Annotated in this window: 12 protein-coding genes and 1 rRNA gene; 3 read left to right on the top strand and 10 right to left on the bottom strand. The window is 41.8% G+C overall.

The genetic code is table 11. The features are described from left to right. Positions 1 to 138 precede the first annotated feature (138 nt). Positions 139 to 390: a helix-turn-helix domain-containing protein gene (locus BLU80_RS11850; protein ID WP_091398497.1), complete on the top strand. Its 252-nt coding sequence runs from the start codon at positions 139 to 141 to the stop codon at positions 388 to 390. Positions 391 to 1,026: 636 nt separating this feature from the next. On the opposite strand, the gene mobC is transcribed toward BLU80_RS11850, so the two are convergent. The 4 genes from mobC to BLU80_RS11830 form a co-directional block, all read right to left on the bottom strand. Beyond that, a complete protein-coding gene (gene mobC / locus BLU80_RS11845; protein WP_091398494.1) occupies positions 1,027 to 3,024 on the bottom strand; it encodes a conjugal transfer protein MobC in 1,998 nt (665 codons plus the stop codon). A 184-nt stretch (positions 3,025 to 3,208) separates the two neighbouring features. Then, positions 3,209 to 4,546 carry a relaxase/mobilization nuclease domain-containing protein gene (locus BLU80_RS11840; protein WP_091398491.1) on the bottom strand — a complete coding sequence of 446 codons (1,338 nt, stop codon included), beginning with the start codon at positions 4,544 to 4,546 and terminating at the stop codon, positions 3,209 to 3,211. Further along, on the bottom strand, positions 4,531 to 4,938 hold the full coding sequence (locus tag BLU80_RS11835) for a hypothetical protein (RefSeq protein WP_091398489.1): 408 nt from the start codon (positions 4,936 to 4,938) through the stop codon (positions 4,531 to 4,533). The genes BLU80_RS11840 and BLU80_RS11835 overlap by 16 nt, the downstream gene beginning before the upstream one ends. Positions 4,939 to 5,350: 412 nt before the next feature. Then, positions 5,351 to 6,091: a helix-turn-helix domain-containing protein gene (locus BLU80_RS11830; RefSeq protein WP_139188141.1), complete on the bottom strand. Its 741-nt coding sequence runs from the start codon at positions 6,089 to 6,091 to the stop codon at positions 5,351 to 5,353. Positions 6,092 to 6,830: 739 nt separating this feature from the next. On the opposite strand from BLU80_RS11830, the gene katG reads away from it, so the two are divergent. Further along, entirely contained in the window at positions 6,831 to 9,110 is a 2,280-nt protein-coding gene (gene katG / locus BLU80_RS11825) for a catalase/peroxidase HPI (protein WP_091398777.1), read from the top strand. A 246-nt stretch (positions 9,111 to 9,356) separates the two neighbouring features. On the opposite strand, the gene BLU80_RS11820 is transcribed toward katG, so the two are convergent. The 3 genes from BLU80_RS11820 to BLU80_RS11805 all read right to left on the bottom strand — a co-directional run bounded on the left by BLU80_RS11820 (position 9,357) and on the right by BLU80_RS11805 (position 15,082). Continuing rightward, positions 9,357 to 9,827, bottom strand: a complete 471-nt coding sequence (locus BLU80_RS11820) for an outer membrane beta-barrel protein (protein WP_139188140.1) — start codon at positions 9,825 to 9,827, stop codon at positions 9,357 to 9,359. Positions 9,828 to 9,901: 74 nt separating this feature from the next. Next, positions 9,902 to 11,449, bottom strand: coding sequence for a CotH kinase family protein (locus tag BLU80_RS11815; protein WP_091398480.1), 1,548 nt, complete (start codon positions 11,447 to 11,449; stop codon positions 9,902 to 9,904). Positions 11,450 to 11,965: 516 nt separating this feature from the next. Next, on the bottom strand, positions 11,966 to 15,082 hold the full coding sequence (locus BLU80_RS11805; protein WP_091398474.1) for a glycoside hydrolase domain-containing protein: 3,117 nt from the start codon (positions 15,080 to 15,082) through the stop codon (positions 11,966 to 11,968). A 362-nt stretch (positions 15,083 to 15,444) separates the two neighbouring features. On the opposite strand from BLU80_RS11805, the gene BLU80_RS11800 reads away from it, so the two are divergent. Next, positions 15,445 to 16,044, top strand: coding sequence for an HD domain-containing protein (locus tag BLU80_RS11800; protein ID WP_091398472.1), 600 nt, complete (start codon positions 15,445 to 15,447; stop codon positions 16,042 to 16,044). A gap of 123 nt (positions 16,045 to 16,167) precedes the next feature. Here the strand turns inward: BLU80_RS11800 and BLU80_RS11795 are convergent, their stop codons facing one another. From BLU80_RS11795 to rrf, 3 genes are all read right to left on the bottom strand, one after another. Continuing rightward, the gene (locus tag BLU80_RS11795) at positions 16,168 to 17,589 is read right to left on the bottom strand and encodes an aldehyde dehydrogenase family protein (RefSeq protein ID WP_091398776.1); all 1,422 of its coding nucleotides are present in this window, start codon (positions 17,587 to 17,589) and stop codon (positions 16,168 to 16,170) included. A 164-nt stretch (positions 17,590 to 17,753) separates the two neighbouring features. After that, complete coding sequence (locus BLU80_RS11790) at positions 17,754 to 18,572, bottom strand: helix-turn-helix domain-containing protein (protein ID WP_091398469.1); 819 nt, start codon at positions 18,570 to 18,572, stop codon at positions 17,754 to 17,756. Between the two features lie 312 nt (positions 18,573 to 18,884). Further along, positions 18,885 to 18,998, bottom strand: a 5S ribosomal RNA gene (gene rrf / locus BLU80_RS11785). Positions 18,999 to 19,193: the final 195 nt, after the last annotated feature.

The raw sequence follows: 19,193 nt of genomic DNA, 5'->3' as shown, positions 1-19,193 counted from the left end.
ATTACAAAATAACGAAAAACAATTATTTTGTCTTTAAATTCTATACAAATGTATAATATTTAAATCTATTTTCCAAAAAATATTTTTTACATGAAGAAAGTAGCCTAGTTTCATGTCTTAATCATATAAACAAAACAAATGACTAGATTAGGTGAATATTTGTATGGTAAGTCTATAAACCAATCAGAGCTTGCTCGTAAAATAGGCTGTAAAAGAGATAAAATAAATAAACTTTGCCTTCATGAATCCATACATCTTGAGGCAGTCGTTTTGTATAAAATTTTTCTGGCAATTGGCCTGAACCCAGGTGAGGAATTCAATAAGTTTTTTGTTGATATCAAACTGGATCCAAACAAAGGGAATGATCCAGAAACTAAAAGCGATAGTTAGAGGTCTTTGTTCTAAAATAAGCGGGTTAGGATATGTTGTTTTTTCAGATTTCCACTTTCCAGTGGAAATCTATTTCAGTTTCCGTATTTATTTTGGATAAATATCTATCCTCCTAAATTTAAATGATTCAATGTTGCTTTTTCAAACATTGAATCATTTAATCATATTCATAAATCAACGCAAATAATCACTAGAGCTACTTTCTTGGCCAAAACCCCAATAGCACTACCTGACTTGGACAAGTCATTTAATCTGAAGACTACTTTATTTTCAAAAAAATCGTGAATTCTCTTCTTATTAAAGAAGAGGGTTGCGGGGGGAGATTATGCATCATTTAGCTAATTCTTCTCTACATTGTACAACAATGAATTAATTCGGAGAATCACCGAAAATAAAATTCACGTTTTTACAATAAAAAGAGCATTAACTTACTGCAACACCATAGCCGGAACAAGATTTTGGAATTGACTCACACCACTCGGCATACAGATAGTCTTTTGCTGTAAAATTGAATAATCCTTTCATTTGTAGATTTTTTTTGCTCCCTAAATAAAAATCTCCATTAGGGCCAGGGCCCTTTTGAGGGCCAACCCTACCTACCTATGGGTCGCCATCAAATTTTCACAAATGCCTATTTTAAATATCTATCATTCCTTTTTTCTTCACCAGGAGGCTTGCCTGCTCAGTAGACTCTGACATTTTTATCCAGATAGATTCCACTATTTGATGAACCTCCGTTTGAATCTGAAGAAAACTTCTTTCTATATCCGCCTCACTTACCTTTCTTATTTCCGGGATGGGCACAAAACCCGCCTCCTCCCTTTCAATCATCTGCCTATCTATTTGAATTTTCGCATGAAACCCTTTGAGTTCAATTGGCTGATCCGGAGTGTCTGCAATGATGCCAACCATTTCCCCGGAAGATAACCGGGAAATTTTAGCAGCTGGAACAGCTGCATCCAATTGAAAGGACTGCGTTATTGACCTATCTGAGGAATTAACAGACACACTACTTCTGTCTTGTTGTATTCTGCCAAAACGATCAGAAAGTAACCTGGCGGTCTCGCCCACCACCTGACCAGAAATTATATTACCGGCGATCCCTGTAATAACATCCGCCTGATTCTTACCATAATCCCTTTGCAACTGCGAAAAGTCCTGCACACAGATAGTACAGGATACCAGGTTGCTACGGCCCGTAGCCATCAGGCTATCCATGCCACTAAAATAAATCGTCGGAAATTCATCAAAAATTAAACTAGACGGTAACTGCCCCCGTCTGTTCACCAGTTTTACCATTCTTGCGGCAAATAAGGACAAAACGGCTCCATACACGGAGAGTTTCATCGGGTTATTGCCTATGCAGACAATTTTAGGTTCCTCAGGATTATTAATATCCAGACTAAAATCGTTACCTGAAAGCACATAATACAATCTGGGGGAGCTGAGCCTGGCAAGGGCGATCTTGGCAGAGCCGATCTGCCCTTCCAGCTGTTTCACGGCCCCATTGACAAAAGCGCTGACAAATGGATTAATTAATACGCTGATCTCGGGCTCTGTTTTCAATACCGAAAACAGTTTTTCGTACTCCTCATTCATCAGTTCCATTACATGCGGCAACGTGCAATATCTGCCCTGTGCATATTTTTTTAAAAACCAGATAATGGCCGTCAGAAAATTAATAGGAGATTCTACAAAAAACTCTCCTTGCTTCTGGATCCATTCCCTGTTCAGCCCTAACATGATGGTACGGGCTGCTTCCAAAGCGTCGGTAATATCGGTCATCAGATCCGGGTCCAGTGGATTACATCTGCTACTGACGTTCAAATGATCAAAATCAATCACATAAAACTTGGGAACAACAGGGTATTTGCCTTTATTGCGTAAAAAAGCATTGTAGGCGATCTTTGATAAATCATCAAACTTAAAATCATACACAAACATAGTAAGGCCCTTACGGATATGCTGACCGATAATATGCCGGATGACAAAATAACTCTTCCCGGAACCGGGGGATCCTGCTACCAGGATCCCCCTAAACGGGTTGATAATATTAATCCAGCATTGACGTGTTTTCCCTCTGAGTTTATACAGGGCCGGCAGATTGATGCTATAAGGATTATCCACCAGCTGCTCTTGTTGTGGAAAAGACTCATTTAACTGATTAAATACATCTCTACCGATCTTTGACCAAATAATCCTGGAAACCTTCGCCATACCGATCATCATCAGCCAATAACCCAATAAAGAAAGTGCTATGTACACACATTCAGCATTGAACATCCCCATCCAGCCCATGAGGAAGTTCCCATTGATAAAATAAAGGCATAGACCGGATATGATAAGCCCCATTACCCAGCCTGCCCTCAACTTCTCATTTTTCCTGCCTCTGATGGCCAGTTGCGCCACTATCAAAAGCACCAGGGGCCAAATTCGGGGCTTATACTGTCCGATAAAAAAATCAATAAAGAACCTTCTGTTGAAAATCCTAAAGAGGAAGGGATGTGTCCAATGCAACACCTGGAACAGGTTATAGCAACTCATATAAAAATGCAGCAGCAACAGCACAAAGCCAGCCCTTAGCATCCAGTCATGGATACGTCGAAGGCTTTGTAAATTTTCACCGGTATTCATAATTTCAAGCGTTTTATAACCGAATTAATAAAAACGCAGCCATTTTCCATGCCTTCTTCTCTCAGTTTCAATCACCTCCATACTGCCCAACCCCATACCACCCAACCCCCTCCGCCCTCCGCCCTCCTCTCCCCCCTTGCAGATCCTACCAATTACAGCCATTCTCCATTACTACTCAACCCTATTACAAGTCCAAGTCCACGTCTAATTCCAGTCCCTTTTGCCGATGCTGCCCCTGGGTCAATTTCTTTATCTGCGCTTCATGAATTTCTGCCAGTTGCTGATAGGAGGCATATTTATACGGTCTGCTATCCTTTATAATGTCAACTACAGGAAGCTCACTGCCCACGTATTGTTCGTAAATTGGTTTATTCAGTTCTTTTCTGAGTAAATCTAATTTGAAATTGTCTACCGTATCTCGTTCATTTAATTTTCCCAGTTCACCACCCACTTGTATTTCAGAACCTATTATGGCAGGCAGGCCCTCAATAATTGTCAGTATTTCCGCTGCTTTATAGTTTTCGCCCAGATTAAAATCATGCCAGGCAACCTTGGTACCGTTATCAATATAAACAGCTCCATATACCTTACCTTCCGGATTCTTGTTAAACACCAGACGAATCCCCCGCCTTTGCAAATAATCCTCAAATTCTTTTCTATTGCCCAGCAAAAAGGCATTTTCAAGTAATGCCATCATTCTGGGCATATAAGACCTTCTGGAATCTATACTTGCGGTAAAACGCTTCTCCACCTCTCTAAGCAAAGGCCGGCCACTCAAATGATAAGCCTTTATGGGACAGCAAGTACTATTTCCGTCCTCTTTAATGACTCCATAACTTAAGCCTTTAAAGGCCTTCATCCGGGAGCCTTCCCTGCCATACACCACCTTAATTCCGAATTGATTCAAAATAGCATCATATTCCATTATATCCCCAAACCTATAACTCATTAAAGTGGTATTTACCCATCTGGAGATACCACGAATGGCATCATCATCCCCATAATGGAACCGGCCTGGAACTAAATGATTGTGTAAGGGACGCTCTTGCACACTATAATCTGCCGCCTTCTGTAGTCCAAATTCAACTTCAATTTCTTTACTGGCTTTTGTAAATCCATGTCCCAGATACAAATTCTGTAAGAGCTTAGATCCATCTATCGGCTTCACTGAAACAATATGTAAATGGGCATGCATCGTATCATAATGCTGATAAACTAAATAGGGCTGTTTATCCAATCCGACTTTAGACAGGTAACGATGAGCAATCCTTTTTAGCTTAAGCTCATCCAATATATCATAGGAGGAAAAATTCAGGGTAAGATGAAGCGTATGATATCTGGATTTACTGTTTTGATCTGTCAGCATCTTAAAAACCATTAATTTAGAGGCTATATCCAAATTTTCCGGATAAACGGGAAATCCTGCAGCCAGTAAGAGCTTGCCCAGTCCGAGCTCAACCTTCTTTTCATTATACATTAATGTCCCTCTGGTTGATTTAGAGGAATTTACTTTTGTAACCATAGCATACCTAATTCGTTTATAAAATAGCCCGCCTTATCTAGGGTAGATTTATAATCTTCCAGTAGTTTAATGATTTTCTGTTCAAGGTAATCTATCTGCTCTAAATCACAGAGTTCCATTACTTTTTGCGTAATCTGCTCCATCTGAAGGATTAACTGCTGTAAACCCTTCAAATATTCTCCAAACGCCATCATGACCATGTCAATGGATTTATCCCGATAAACCACCTTTATTCTTTTATTGCCCAGGATATCCCGAATCAAATCACTTTTGTATTGGTATTCCGAGTGGGCCATCAATTGCAGCAATTCTTCATGCATGGATGCCGTAAGTCCTAAATATATTCTATGCGAATATTGTTTCCCTCTATGCTTTTTTTTACCAGAGATCATCGTTATTTATTTAAAATTTAATTAGAGTAAAGCCCACCATCCAGGACTCAAGTCTCCATAAGGTACCCGACCCTTTTATTTATTCTCAGAAAAAGGTGGTAGAGAACTTTTTACAATTGTCCTATTTTAACTGCAGATGTCATTGGCCAGGATATTACCCTGTACCAATTAAAAAAATCAGGACGTCTATCTTTTATATATACCTGCTATCATTGCTATTTAAGCGACTTAACACCTACCTTGGTGTATTCGTATAACCACGCAATCAAGCCACAACGACAAAATCTACATAAAAGCTGGAAATATGTCACCTGGCATCAAATCTCTCACTAAGCAAAATAATATGACTACTAAAAAACGAATAATATAAAATACCATATATAAACTACAATCAATAAGCAATTTTCTATACCTATGGTAAATATAAGGCTGCAGCAAGCTCGTGCATGAAGCTTCGATATCGCTCCGGTGTATACTCATACACCTCCCGAAAAGCAGGATATAAATGATTGGGATTATTATAACCTGCCAGTATAGCAATTTCCTTAACAGGCAAGTCAGTCGTTAAAAGTAATTCAAGGGCCTTATCCAGTCGCCTTTGGGTGATAAATTGATTAATCCCCATATTATGCAGGTACTTAATCCCATCTGCAAAATATTTTTGATTAGTCTCTGCACTTCGGGCCAGTTCTTTTAGGGAATGTCCTTGTCTATCTATTTCCCGTAATAAAAGATTGGATACCGCCTCAATAAGCCTAAGCCGCTTTTGTAATTTTGGGTCCAGATTTTTAAGACCAAATTGTTCTTCCTGTAAGGCAAGTATTTTTAATAATAAACTAAAGGCCAGATTATTCATTATCGCAGGCTCCATGTATGGATTCAACAAGTACCGTTCAATTTTAGCTGCCACCTTTAAAATGTCCGCTGTCGGCTTAAAATCTGAATGTAAAAAACTGGACTGTCTGCCTGCCCCGTAAGCATTCATTACCCTTTCCAACTGGCAGGGCTGCTTTTCTAAAAGCAGCTCCAGGCCTTTTGGATTAAAATGAAGATCAAGGGTCTGATAGCAACTGTCTTTTTCAAAAGTTGTCTTATTATCTATTGCCAGACTGTGGGTTAAACTAAGGGAGTCTGTTTTCAATGGACGACGCAAAAACGGCCACCTGTGATGAATGCATCTGCCGGATCTGACAAATAAGAGTTCTATAGAGCGGTAAGGAGCTCTGGCATGTATGGTACAATGGTCGTGGAATTTATAGGTATTACTTCATATAGTCACGTATTCTAAAGGCAAATGAATAAACTGCCCACTGCTTGGCCCCATTTGCAATATATACGGATTGGCTGATGTACCCCCTGGTGTTTTATAGGTAAAAGGAGTTCCGTGCTGCCAAATTTTCTCACTAATCTCGGCGCTCTGTATGTCAAACAATGCCTGCATAATATTCCCTTTTAAGCCCCTAACGGGAGCGGTAAAAATAACCAGTGATGTAATCATGAAATGAGGAGGCACAATCAATTGACCTCTCGATGACGACAGCTTTCAATAGCAAAAATTATTCCAATAAAGCATTTTAACCGGACACCATTTCCCGGGTAAAAGATTTACTCCGTCTATTTGATGGATATCTCAGTAAAAAACATACAGTAATCTCTAATCGTTAGCTTTCAACTTATATCTTAGGCACGGAATCCTGCCAGAAAAATCAATAGAAAATGCCTATACCTTTATAGATAATATCTATAGATTAATATCCTTACATTAATTATCTTTATTATAGTTATTATTGAAATCAATAATCCGGATGATTCCATTCTATTTGGAAAAAAGTAACGGTCGTCTGGAAGAACCTAAGCAAAAAAATATCTTCTCACTTTTAAACTTGTTCAAAATGGAAAATCAGTCAAACGACATCGGTAAATGTCCCTTTCACCAGGAGGCTCCTAAGCATAATGTAGCGGGAGGAGGCACTCAAAATCATGATTGGTGGCCAGGACGACTCAATCTGAATGTACTGCGCCAACATTCAAACTTATCTAATCCTTTAGATCCGGATTTTAATTATGAAAAAGCATTTAATAGTCTGGACCTGGCTGCTATTAAAAGTGATTTAAAGGCATTAATGACAGACTCTCAAGACTGGTGGCCCGCGGATTTTGGCCATTACGGAGGCCTTATAATAAGAATGGCCTGGCATAGCGCCGGGACCTACCGTGTGGGTGACGGTCGTGGAGGCGCCGGACAGGGACAACAAAGATTTGCTCCCCTTAATAGCTGGCCTGACAATGTCGGCCTTGACAAGGCACGCAGATTACTCTGGCCAGTCAAGCAAAAATATGGACAGAATATTTCCTGGGCAGATTTATTAATACTGGCAGGAAATGTAGCACTGGAGTCTATGGGTTTTAAACCATTTGGTTTTGCCGGAGGCAGAGAAGATGTGTGGGAAGCAAGTGACGATGTTTACTGGGGCTCCGAAAAGACCTGGCTGGGCGGCGACATCCGTTATGCACACGGCTCCCCGGGAGTTGTCGAAGATCATGCTGTTTTACCTTCTGATGATGATGCAGACGGAGACATCCATTCCCGTAATCTGGAGAAGCCATTGGCTGCAGTACAGATGGGATTGATCTATGTTAATCCGGAAGGTCCAGATGGCAATCCGGATCCCATTAAGGCAGCTAAGGACATCCGGGACACATTCGGTCGCATGGCCATGAATGATGAAGAAACGGTAGCCTTAATTGCCGGAGGCCACACCTTTGGTAAAACACATGGTGCGGGTCCTGCCACCCATGTAGGAAAAGAACCCGAAGGCGCCGAGCTGGAAATGCAGGGACTCGGCTGGAAAAGCTCCTATAAATCAGGCAGCGGCACGGATGCGATTTCCAGCGGACTGGAAGTTACCTGGTCTAAAAACCCTACGCAATGGAGCAATAGTTTTTGGGAGAACCTGTTTAATTATGAATATGAACTCACTAAAAGCCCGGCGGGTGCCCATCAATGGGTTGCTAAAGATGCGCCGGATATTATTCCAGATGCGTTTGACCCCAACAAAAAGCATAAACCCACCATGCTTACCACGGACCTGTCCTTAAGATTTGATCCTATTTATGGAAAAATTTCAAAGCATTTTATGGACAACCCTGATGCTTTTGCAGATGCCTTTGCCAGGGCTTGGTTTAAACTGACCCATAGAGATATGGGTCCACGCACCAGATATCTTGGCACTGAGGTTCCAACCGAAGAATTATTATGGCAGGATCCTATCCCTGAAGTCAATCACCCGTTAATAAATGCAGATGATACCAATTCCCTGAAACAGCGCATTCTTAATGCAGGACTCAGCACGGCCGAACTTATAGCAACGGCATGGGGATCTGCCTCTTCTTTCAGGTCTTCTGATAAAAGGGGCGGCGCTAATGGTGCACGCATTAGACTGGCACCACAAAAAGACTGGGCCGTTAACAATCCACAGCAACTTCAAAAGGTCTTAGGCAAACTGGAAGCTATAAAATCCGAATTTGATCAACAGCAAACAGACGGCAAAAAAGTCTCTATTGCGGATTTAATCGTGCTGGGTGGTTGCGCGGCGATAGAAAAGGCGGCCTATGAAGCAGGTCATAACATAACCGTTCCCTTTACTGCCGGGCGTATGGATGCCAGCCAGGAACAAACGGATATTGATTCCATGGCCTATTTAGAACCACTGGCAGACGGGTTCAGAAATTACAGACGAAGTGGCATCCAGGTTTCTCAGGAGGAGCTTTTAATTGATAAAGCACAATTATTAAGTTTAACCCCGCCAGAAGTTACTGTCCTTATTGGTGGCTTAAGGGTACTGGGCATAAATTATGACAACTCCGACAAAGGGATGCTTACGGAGAATCCAGGCAAACTCACCAATGAATACTTTAAAAATATCCTGGATATGCGCACCTCCTGGAAGCGCACTTCAGATGCGGCTGAAGAATTTGTTGGTAGTGACCGCGCTACCGGTCAGAAAAAATGGACAGCAACCAGGGTAGATTTAATTTTCGGTTCACACGCTGAACTTCGGGCCCTCGCTGAAGTATATGCAAGTGATGATGCGAAGGAAAAATTCGTCAAAGACTTTATTGCCGCCTGGGATAAAGTCATGAACCTGGACAGATTTGATTTACACAGATAGTCAAATGCAATAGCATATTAAACCGGCATAAAGACAGGATACTCACGGATATCAAAAGTGAATATCCTGTCTTTTATTATATCCAGCCTTCTTTTTTCTGGCAGGTTACTCTCCTCTATACTTTTATGTTTAACGTCTTTCCCTTATTGCTGTCCCCTATTCCATTACCCAACCTGATGTACACAGTTAAGTTTCCCAGACACGGGAGCAGGAAGCCGCCTTTAAGCAGTCGTTAATCAACAAAACTCACAATCTATCTTTCGAATCATCAGATTCCAGCCTTTCCTGTTTCTTGTTTTCAACGGTTTGTTTCCCGAATTTCCAAACGAAGCTCAGGCCAAATTGCCTGCTGTCCATATACCCCGATTCTAAATAATGTATATGATATAATGCCATTTCTTTGTATTGGTCATTTTTGAATACATCATTACCAGATATGCTCAAGGAAATATTGGTATTTTTTAATTTTTGAGTGATCGCAAAATTAATATTCCCCTGACCGTAATGGGTAAAATAACCGTCAGAATAGGTCGGTTTAAAGTACAGGCTGAATCCTATTTGAGTCGAAGGTGTAACAGTGAAATCGTTCGTCAAATTGGCACTAATAATTGGTGAAAATTTACCGGGCTTGACCTTTTTATACCTGGTTTTAAAAAATAAGCCATAGCCATCAAAGGGGTTCTCCATCAGTTCCTCAAATCTTGATTTTTTTTCCAAAATAAATTTTATCAAAAATCCAATTTGACCATGGAAATGCTCAATAAAGATAGAAAAATAAATCTGTTCCTTCTTTAATCAAAGGTTGCCCCGTTAATCACCCCGTCCAGCCACGCTATTCTTTTCACTAAAAAATCCCGAACAAAATCAACATAGGCCTGATGCGTACTGGCAGTAAACCAGCTCTGGTTAATATTAGTCCCAAGTACAGCCCAGCGTTTAAAATTAGGTATCTGACTGTATTTGATTAAATCATTTTTCTCATCCAGATAATCAGGCAGGGATTGCAGACTGGCTTTCACCTTATTCCATTTACTGCGTACCATTTGCTTAAATGCCGGATCCTGTTTAATCTGATCCATCCAGGCTCTTGGGTCATGGGCATAATCCAGCATCAGTTTTTCCTGGGCATCTTCTCTGCCAATGCGAACATCATTATTAAATCCTAAATCAAAGTCCCATACCGGACCTACATATATTTTAGGATCTTGACTGCTTTTTTTATACATACGCATGCTCCATAACATATCCGGATTGTCACAAATTTCATTGACCAAATAATAATCAACAAAGCTCTTCAGATCAAAGTACTTCTGGTAATCGCCTGCATCACTCCCTCTGGCACTGAAAAGACTGGTCTCAAAGGAAGTTACATAGTCTTTGATATAATTATACTGATCTGTTGTGATATCATCCTCATCCGGGAATTTTATGGTAATGGGTATTCCCTTAGATGTAAAGAAATGAGACGGTTCCTGACTTGCATAACCGTCTTCTTCTATGATATAACCACCGTTATCCTCATCAATGGGCACCCTGTCTTTTCCCTCCTTGACATGTTCTGTCAGGGTATAATTCCCCATATACTCTCCATTTAAAAACATTTCTACAAATTGCTGTCTGGGCGTGTATTCCAATTCGATGCGTCTGCTCACTTCAAAGGCGACTTCATTACGAAGTAATGACTGATCCCCGTAATTAGCCAGCAGGGTCCAGTTCTTATCAGAAGGCATACCCAGAAGGTCCGATTTTTTATCCAACTTGATGCGGTAGGGTTTTTTAGGCATTCCCCAGGTAGAGTTCCCCCTGCCTTTAATTTTCATAACGCCTTCATACTGTAATTTTCCGTCCAGCCCCTCGGTAATTTTAATGTCTCCATCTACGTAATCATCTTTACTATTAATAGGCTGACCATTCGTATTGACATATACTGCCGGTATACCTGTATCAAAAAATTTAATGACATAGGTGTGCTGGTCCCCATTTTCTGCCGTGACGGTATATTTGACCAGGTTGGAAAAGTCCTGCCGGGTATCGCCACTTTTTTGTTCCACCCCATTGACGCTTACAGAAGTACCTTCTGACTCAAAATCCGCCACAAGTCCGGTAATATCGGTTCCTACCAGCGTATGGGCATAAACCGTGTCATTTTTTATTTCGGTTTCAATATCGTTCCACAACCCCGGGTTCTGTGATTTTTTAAAGGTAAAACCAATCAGATCATTGTCAGAGGATTGTTCTACCGGAGTAGTTGTATCCGTATGGCTTTTAGAGCAAGCTAAGGAACAGCCCATTACAACCATTAAAAGCCACGCATAACCAATAGAGAGATTCTTCCGCATTGATTTTTATTTTACTAAATCCGAACAAATTAATTTTTGTAACCTAATAAAAAGGCCAATAAACTAGATATGATTTGAACCCGGCAGCCAGGAAAAAGATGTAAACAATTCCAGACTGAATATCAATAATTTATAAAAAAATACCTGACCGTTTAGCAAAATAAAGATTTAAATTCATTTGACAAAGAACCCGTGGAACAATTTAATCATTTACTTAAAAAACCCGTAACTCCTACTGCTCAAAAGCATAGGGGTTACGGGTTATCTTTTCCGTGTTACTGGCATCACTTTAAAATAGCCTCCCAATTATTGGCCTATTTCACGTACAATAATAATAGCAAAACAGTTAAGGATTGCGATCAGAACCACTACCTTCATATGCCTTTATGGAAATTCCCAAGTATAGCTTTTCAATTTTTCAGTATACTAAAACTGTGCGTTTCCGGTATCTGGCACTCAATGCCCATTTACTACCTTATTCTGATATTGTTCCAAGGACTGCTTTCAATGATGCTGTTATTCAAGTTCAAGTAGCCAGCCCCTGCCGGGAGCTACTTCTATAGTTGATGTGTCCTCAAAAACGGCTTCCTTTTGAAAATCCTGAATTGGCCTTGCGATAAGCTTTACCTGTCTTGGTGTCACTGCTAAAGTCTTCCAGTTGATTTTCAAAGACACATGCTGAGTGGTACTGTCCCAGCTGGCCAGTGCAATCAGCACCTTTTGGCCATGACTGTAAGCGGTGGCCAGCACTTTTTTATTATCCGTAATCACCGCCGCATCAGGTTCCCAATAGCCATGCATGGCCGCATTTTTTATTCCGAAACGGTCCAGTTCCTCCCATATAGGTTTCGGATTACACAATTTGCCGTCCGTCGGCCAGCCGTCCCTGCTGGTCATACCATATACCAGGCCACGCCATGGGTTGCCTCCGCTGAACAGCATATCGCCCATCAAGCCAAAGGGTATGCCGGAAGTCTCCACCATCCAGTTGTCCGGTTGCATGTCCTCATAATGAAAATTCTCTCCGAACCATAATTTATTAATATAGGGAAAAAATTCAGTGTATTGAGTAGCAGGCCCTTTAGAAAAGTCCGTATTAGAATGCAGATCAATCATGCAACCGGGCTTTACCATATCCATTACTTTACGCATTCTTTTTAGCATGTCCCGATCGTAGGCTACATCATCCAGGTATAGCCCATCTATTCCCACATTTTGCACCAGCCACCTTAAGCCTTCCACATAATAGTTATACCACCTGGAGTTCTCACTGGTTTTAATAGCCGCATCACAGGCCTCATACCCATCAATAGGCGTAAACCACTGAACATCATAATGATTGACCAAATGCTCCCTAAGCCAGGGGTATCCGCCCCCTTGACCATCGCTGAATATTTCAGTGCCCAGACTGCGCAGGGCCCAGATTTCTGTACACTGGTCAGAAAGCTCCCGTATCGTATAATAGATCTTCGTTTTAACGCCTTGCTGATGATACAGATCCACAAAAGCACGCATGCTATCCGCTCTTACAAATGGATAATTGATATAAGGATTAACCCGGTTAGCATGATGAACATTGATCACCCCCACTCCCGCCTTGATGTCTTCAGCCGGTGGATAAGGGTTGCCGTAATTCTGGTAATACCTGTTGGCGAACTGGCTTTCCGTATTTAACTTTTTAACGGGGGTAAGTAGTAAGCAGAAGGAGAAGGTGAGCGTACTGTCTTTTTGTAAATGAAAAGCAGAGGTAAAGGCCGAGGCAATGACCGCTGTTTGCCCCGCTTGCGTTGCTACCGTACGAATTTTAAAACCTCCTTTGTTATTATTATACCAACTGGGCGGTGGCGCCGGATGATACAGATTCAGCATGGGGCCATCATAGCTGGCTCCCAGCAATTTGCAATAAATACCAGCATTATAGTCCCCGATCCAATAAGCATTCTGCGGCCCCGACCATTTCCAGTCATAAGATTTTGGCAGATAACCGCCGTTTCTGCCAAAAGGCTTCCCACTGCCCATACCCATAAAATACTTCGCATGCTGCTTATCCACCGGGATATCCAGACTTATATCTTTGAAGTGAACCTCTTTTTTGGCCTTCAGCACAATTTTATACCGCAGGTATCCATCCGATTCCATGCTACCTTCATAGCCAATACGCAGTGCCTCGTTTTCTCTGGTATTTTCCCAACTTATAAGGCCCGGTTTCACAGTAGTAAAATGTAGCTTACCCACCTCGGGCAACCGCTGGGATGCGTCTGCCCCCAGCTCTTGGGCAAGGTTAAAAGCGATGGGTGCGGTCAGCAGCTGTTGGTTTCCGATAAGGATTTGCTTCGGGAATCCGTAAGTATCCAGCTTTACCGTTGCACTGCCGGCTTTGACGGTTCCGCTTTTTTGATCCGCTACTAACGGCGCGGTTTCCCGGGTATTCAGGCTATCAATACCTATTCTAGAATTTAGCCACCTTAGCCTGGATAAGCGCCAGGGTTCACTGTCGCCCCTGTCTTGTAACAGATGACCATTAATTTTTAACTGAATTCTTACTTCCTGCGTGTGACCGTCCCCATCAGTTATCTGAACAATAAAGGGATAAGTGCCTGGTTTTGCAGATTTGGGTATATCAATACCAAACCACAAAGGCTGGATATGACCCAGCGAGACATCTACCTGTTTAAAAAATGGCTGGCCCTTACTGTCGATACCTCCGGTATTAAAACAGTTCAGTTTAAAGGGGGCATTTTTGTAATTTATGCGTAAATCCCGCACCTTTTCTCTGCTTGCATATACGCCAACCTGAAACACATAATATTCGTTTTGATCGGCGGAGATATTAAAAGCGGTGTTTTGTGCCCCATCAGTCCTGTAAGGACCTTTTTTAATCCATCGAAAGGGTAAATCATCCAGCATCTTGATGGGATGACTACGGTCTTCCGGAAAAAGTAAAAAAGCGCTCTTGTATTTATGAGTCAGCTCGCCGGACTCCTTTTGAGTCGCTATGACTTCCATCGGGTAAAAACTATCAAAAGCTGTTCTAGCCTCGATAGCCAGATTGCTGGCCATCATCATTTGCTTGCGGACGCTATCCTTGCCCAGTTGCGCTAGCCACCGCTGATCTGCCATGGGCTGATGACGCAAATAATCTCCCTCAAAACCACCTTCCCATTTATGACCCGACCAGGGCATATAATAAACATAATATTTTCCCTGCCCGCTGATCGGCTCAAACAAAAAGCTTCCGTCTTCCCGGTCAATATGATTGACAAAAATGTTTTTAATCTGCCTGCCAGCACTGTCTGTAACGATCAGGACTTTCTTGTCAGCGTTTTGGTCCCTTCGGCGCCACCTTACCCGTACAGCCACAGCGTCGCTTGATCCACCTTTACGGTCTACTAGCAGCACCAGACGGTGGTTGCCCAGGCTATCTGTCCATGGCCGCTCTGCGACTTTAAAGTCGGGCGTCAAAGTCGACTGTGACGACGCCGACTTACCTGACAGCTGCGCCTTACCCATATCTGCAAATAACAACAGCAAAATTAAAATCCCCAAACAATAGCCTCGCCTACAACCCGTCCAATGCATATTTAACGAACATTTGTTTACATAAAAACCGGTAAAGTCTTTTTTTCTACTCATAAATAAATACTGATAAATTATATTTGAAACGAATCGATTGCCTGATAAATAAAATCCCGCTTTATACCTTATTCATAATACTCCTGTCAGGATAAAACAGTACATAAGCCACTGGTCCGGCAATTATACCTCATCATACTTAAATTCCTGTACTTCAAATATATATTTAAAACCAGCAATTCTGTCAGTCAAACGTTTGCCCAATAAAACGCCACTTGTTCTATTTATTCAGGTAAGTAGTATTCAGCAGGATGCTAAACAAATCTCCAATAAAACAGGATCAAACATAAGATACACTACATTTGTCCTATCCACATGGAACATCTATCATCAAATATTGCATTACCTTTAATAAAACAATCATGGAATCATCCATATCTCCCGATCTATTACAACAAATTGCGTTCATCAAGGAAATTGATAAACTCAAATATATTGAACGCAGAACAAAACTATTCAATAGTAACCGAAGAGAAAATGATGCGGAACACAGCTGGCATTTAGCTGTAATGGCTCTTATTTTATCCAATCATGCCGATCAGCCTATAGACATCCTTAAAGTCCTTAAAATGCTGCTGATTCATGACCTGGTAGAGATCGATGCAGGTGACACTTTTATTTTTGATGCCGCTAAAAACCATACCAATACAGCCGAGGAATCCTTAGCTGCCGACCGTATATTCGGCATGCTTCCTGACGAGCAGGCGGAGGAATTGAAAGCTATCTGGGAAGAATTTGAGGCCAGGCAGACCTATGAAGCCAAATTTGCCCGGTCCATGGACCGGTTGGAACCGCTCTTACAAAACGCATCCAACCAGGGCGGCACCTGGCAGGAATATAACGTTCAACACCAAAAGGTGCTGGAAATACAAAATGTGCATGCCTGCTGTTCCACTACCATTGATCACTACGTCCAATCCGTAATCGAACAAAGTGTTCAGTCAGGCATCCTGAAAAAATAACATCCAAAAAATAAACAACTCTCAGAACACTTCTTATGGTATAAAGACGCTTCTCACAGCAGGGAGCGGCACTGGTCATTCAAAAAACCGCTGCCACTATCCGCTATCTGAAACCGGTCATTGTTATCCTTCTTTTAATATCACCTTAGGTTCCAAAAGGGCTTCCAGCCCGAATACGCCGCCTTCTCTGCCCACACCGGATTGTTTAAAGCCACCGAAAGGAGCCTCTGCATCATGCCAAAGGGTATTTATCGAGACGCGTCCGGCATTAATTTGTCGCGCCACTTTCTCAGCTCTCAGGGTATCTGAAGCACTTACATAGGCCTGTAACCCATAATCCGTATCATTGGCCAGTGCAATGGCCTCCTGCTGCGTTTCATAGGACAATACAGTCAGTACCGGTCCGAATATTTCTTCTTTTACAATAACCATTTCCGGGGTGGCGTGGATAAAAACCGTCGGCTTCACAAAAAAACCCGCTTCAAGGCCATCCGGTTTTCCTTCACCGCCTACTAACAATGTAGCGCCCTGCTGTATGCCTGTTCGTATATACTGCTGAATGCGGTCGTATTGCTTTTGGCTCGCCATGGGACCAATAAAAGTCCCGGGATGGGTAGGTAAACCAACCTGCAAGGCGGATACTTTATCCTTCAGCATCGACGCCACCTTTGTCATCAGCCGGGCCGGAACCAATAATCTTGAACCCGCAATACAAGCCTGTCCGCTATTCATAAAACAGGCATTTATTGCAAGGGTGGTCGCTTTATCAAGATCAGCATCATCCAAAATGATATGCGGAGACTTGCCGCTTAATTCAAGTGTCATTCGTTTCATGGTCTCTACGGCATTCCTAGCGATTATTTTACCCACCGCCGTAGAACCGGTAAAACTAAGTGTTGCAATATCGGGATGCGTAGATAAGATTTCACCCATCATCTCGCCACGACCATTGATAACATTAATCACACCTGGCGGTAACCCTGCTTTATCAAACGCCTCGGTGAGTATCCTGGTCTGTAGGCAGCTCCATTCACTGGGCTTTATAACTACCGTGCAACCCGCTGCAATAGAAGCTGCCAGTTTTACACATATAGAGCCTGCATTAGAATTCCAGGAGGTCATAATAGCGTTCACGCCAATGGGCGTCATGACTAATTTAGATTTGCCTATTTCCCGTTCAAATTGAAAATGATCAACAAGACGTTTGAACTGAAGGAAAATATCCGCGGCGTAACGGTTGGACCACTCAGCTCTTGTGGTCGTAGCGCCGTATTCTTCAATGGTAGCTGCTTTCAATTCCTCTATTCTTTCAATAAGGGCATCATGTAAATTTTGTAGGTACCTCTTCCGTTCTGCAACCGAAGTCCCAGAAAATGCAGCAAACGCATTTTTTGCAGCGCCTATAGCTGCTATCACATCACATTCGGTTCCCATTAAGGCTTCCCCAAATACTTCACTCGTAGCGGGATTTACCATTTTTATCCATTCCGTACCGGTGGAAGGGGTCCATGCACCACCGATGTACTGTTGATTGATCTTTTCCATTTTATTTACATTTATAAATGCAAAATTAAAACGCAGCAAATGAATCAACTTGTCTTAAAAGCTCAAATTTACTTGCCTGAAAAGCTCAGTCTTTCTCTTGGAGGAAGCCAAATATTCCTAACCATCCAGCATTAACGATTAGCAAGCCACTTAATCTGAATATCTTAATGAGCCGGGGAATGAATGGATTTTTGGAAATGCGTGGGTGCCACGCCATACTTTGTTTTGAACGCATGGGAAAAATGAGACAGATCTTCAAAACCCAGATCCATATAAATATCTGAAACCGACAACTCCGGAGTTGATAATAATTTATAGGCCTGTTCCAGTCTTCTTTGTGTCAGCCATCTGCGTGGGGACATCCCGAATTCCAATTGAAAATCTCTTTTAAACGCAGCCAGACTTCTTCCTGTTAAATAAGCAAAGCGGTCAATTTTTACATTAAAAACGTAATTTTCTTCCATAAATTCACGAAGACCAATTTTATAAGGCGTTGAAAAGTCAAATAATACAGCGGTTAGTTCCGGATTGCTTTTCAATATCAATAATAGTCCTTCCCGGAGCTTGGCTTCTGCCATCACCGGATCTTTTAATGCGTCTGTCTTTTCAAAGTCCAGGATAGAATTTAGGTACCCCTCCATCAGGGGGTTTGTCTTCAGATCAATAACAGGATCCTGCGTCTTACCATATACGGCACTGGCAACAGGATACTCCAGGGCAAAGGTCTTCAGAAAATCCAAGTCAAAATGGATAGACAGAGACTCAAAAGGAAGATTTTTTTCGGGCTCCTTAAAATATTTCATCAGCCGGTTTCTTCTCACCAGCCTCAGGCCTCCTGTAGTGCTGGGATAGGCCTTCTTGCCGTCATAAAGAATAAGAGACCCAGACAGTTGAAGTTGCAGGATATCATCCGCCACATAATTTTCTCCTTCACGACTACTTTTATAATAACAGGAAAGCGCTATAGGACTCTGTTTGTGCATTTTTACCTTTTTTCGATCCGTATACCCTATGATCTATTCCCAAAAGTATCTGCCTCAAAGAAACATCATCTACTAGAAATAGTTATCCTTAATCCGTAAATAAACGAAGTTATCCATTTAAAGCTAACAATTTTCGGTATTTCGGTTCAAAATAGATTCCGGTAAAAGGATTCTGCCTGGTAAAAACCAGTGCCTTAGTATTTTCCTCAGCTGATTCTCAGATGGTTCGGTTCCATCAAAAGCTGTTATTCAGCCTTGATCTATGTGCATAAAAAAAGTCTCAATAATTGCTTATTGAGACTTTTAAAATAAATATGGCAGCTACCTACTCTCCCAGGGATAATACCCAAGTACCATCGGCCATGAGGGGTTTAACTACTCTGTTCGGTATGGGAAGAGGTGAAGACCCTCGGAATAACCACCATAAAAAGGTCGTGTGCTGTCTTCGGATACTTCTTGGTATCACACACTTAAATAAGGTCATATTGGAAAAGCTCATAAGAGCAACTATACCTACCATTTCAGAAGTAAATATAGATTTAAAAAATAAAGCTTACGGGCAATTAGTACTACTCGACTTTGATGTTACCACCTTTACATCTATAGCCTATCAACGTCATC

It is taken from the genome of Arachidicoccus rhizosphaerae (assembly GCF_900107765.1).
Classification (GTDB): Bacteria; Bacteroidota; Bacteroidia; order Chitinophagales; family Chitinophagaceae; genus Arachidicoccus; species Arachidicoccus rhizosphaerae.
Note: the sequence above shows the minus strand (reverse complement) of the source record. Positions and strands in the feature narration are given on the sequence as shown.

Coding starts and splice junctions, on each gene's coding strand:
- BLU80_RS11850 (WP_091398497.1), top strand. CDS start 139: ATGACTAGATTAGGTGAATATTTGTATGGTAAGTCTATAAACCAATCA.
- mobC (WP_091398494.1), bottom strand. CDS start 3,024: ATGAATACCGGTGAAAATTTACAAAGCCTTCGACGTATCCATGACTGG.
- BLU80_RS11840 (WP_091398491.1), bottom strand. CDS start 4,546: ATGGTTACAAAAGTAAATTCCTCTAAATCAACCAGAGGGACATTAATG.
- BLU80_RS11835 (WP_091398489.1), bottom strand. CDS start 4,938: ATGATCTCTGGTAAAAAAAAGCATAGAGGGAAACAATATTCGCATAGA.
- katG (WP_091398777.1), top strand. CDS start 6,831: ATGGAAAATCAGTCAAACGACATCGGTAAATGTCCCTTTCACCAGGAG.
- BLU80_RS11815 (WP_091398480.1), bottom strand. CDS start 11,449: ATGCGGAAGAATCTCTCTATTGGTTATGCGTGGCTTTTAATGGTTGTA.
- BLU80_RS11805 (WP_091398474.1), bottom strand. CDS start 15,082: ATGAGTAGAAAAAAAGACTTTACCGGTTTTTATGTAAACAAATGTTCG.
- BLU80_RS11800 (WP_091398472.1), top strand. CDS start 15,445: ATGGAATCATCCATATCTCCCGATCTATTACAACAAATTGCGTTCATC.
- BLU80_RS11795 (WP_091398776.1), bottom strand. CDS start 17,589: ATGGAAAAGATCAATCAACAGTACATCGGTGGTGCATGGACCCCTTCC.
- BLU80_RS11790 (WP_091398469.1), bottom strand. CDS start 18,572: ATGCACAAACAGAGTCCTATAGCGCTTTCCTGTTATTATAAAAGTAGT.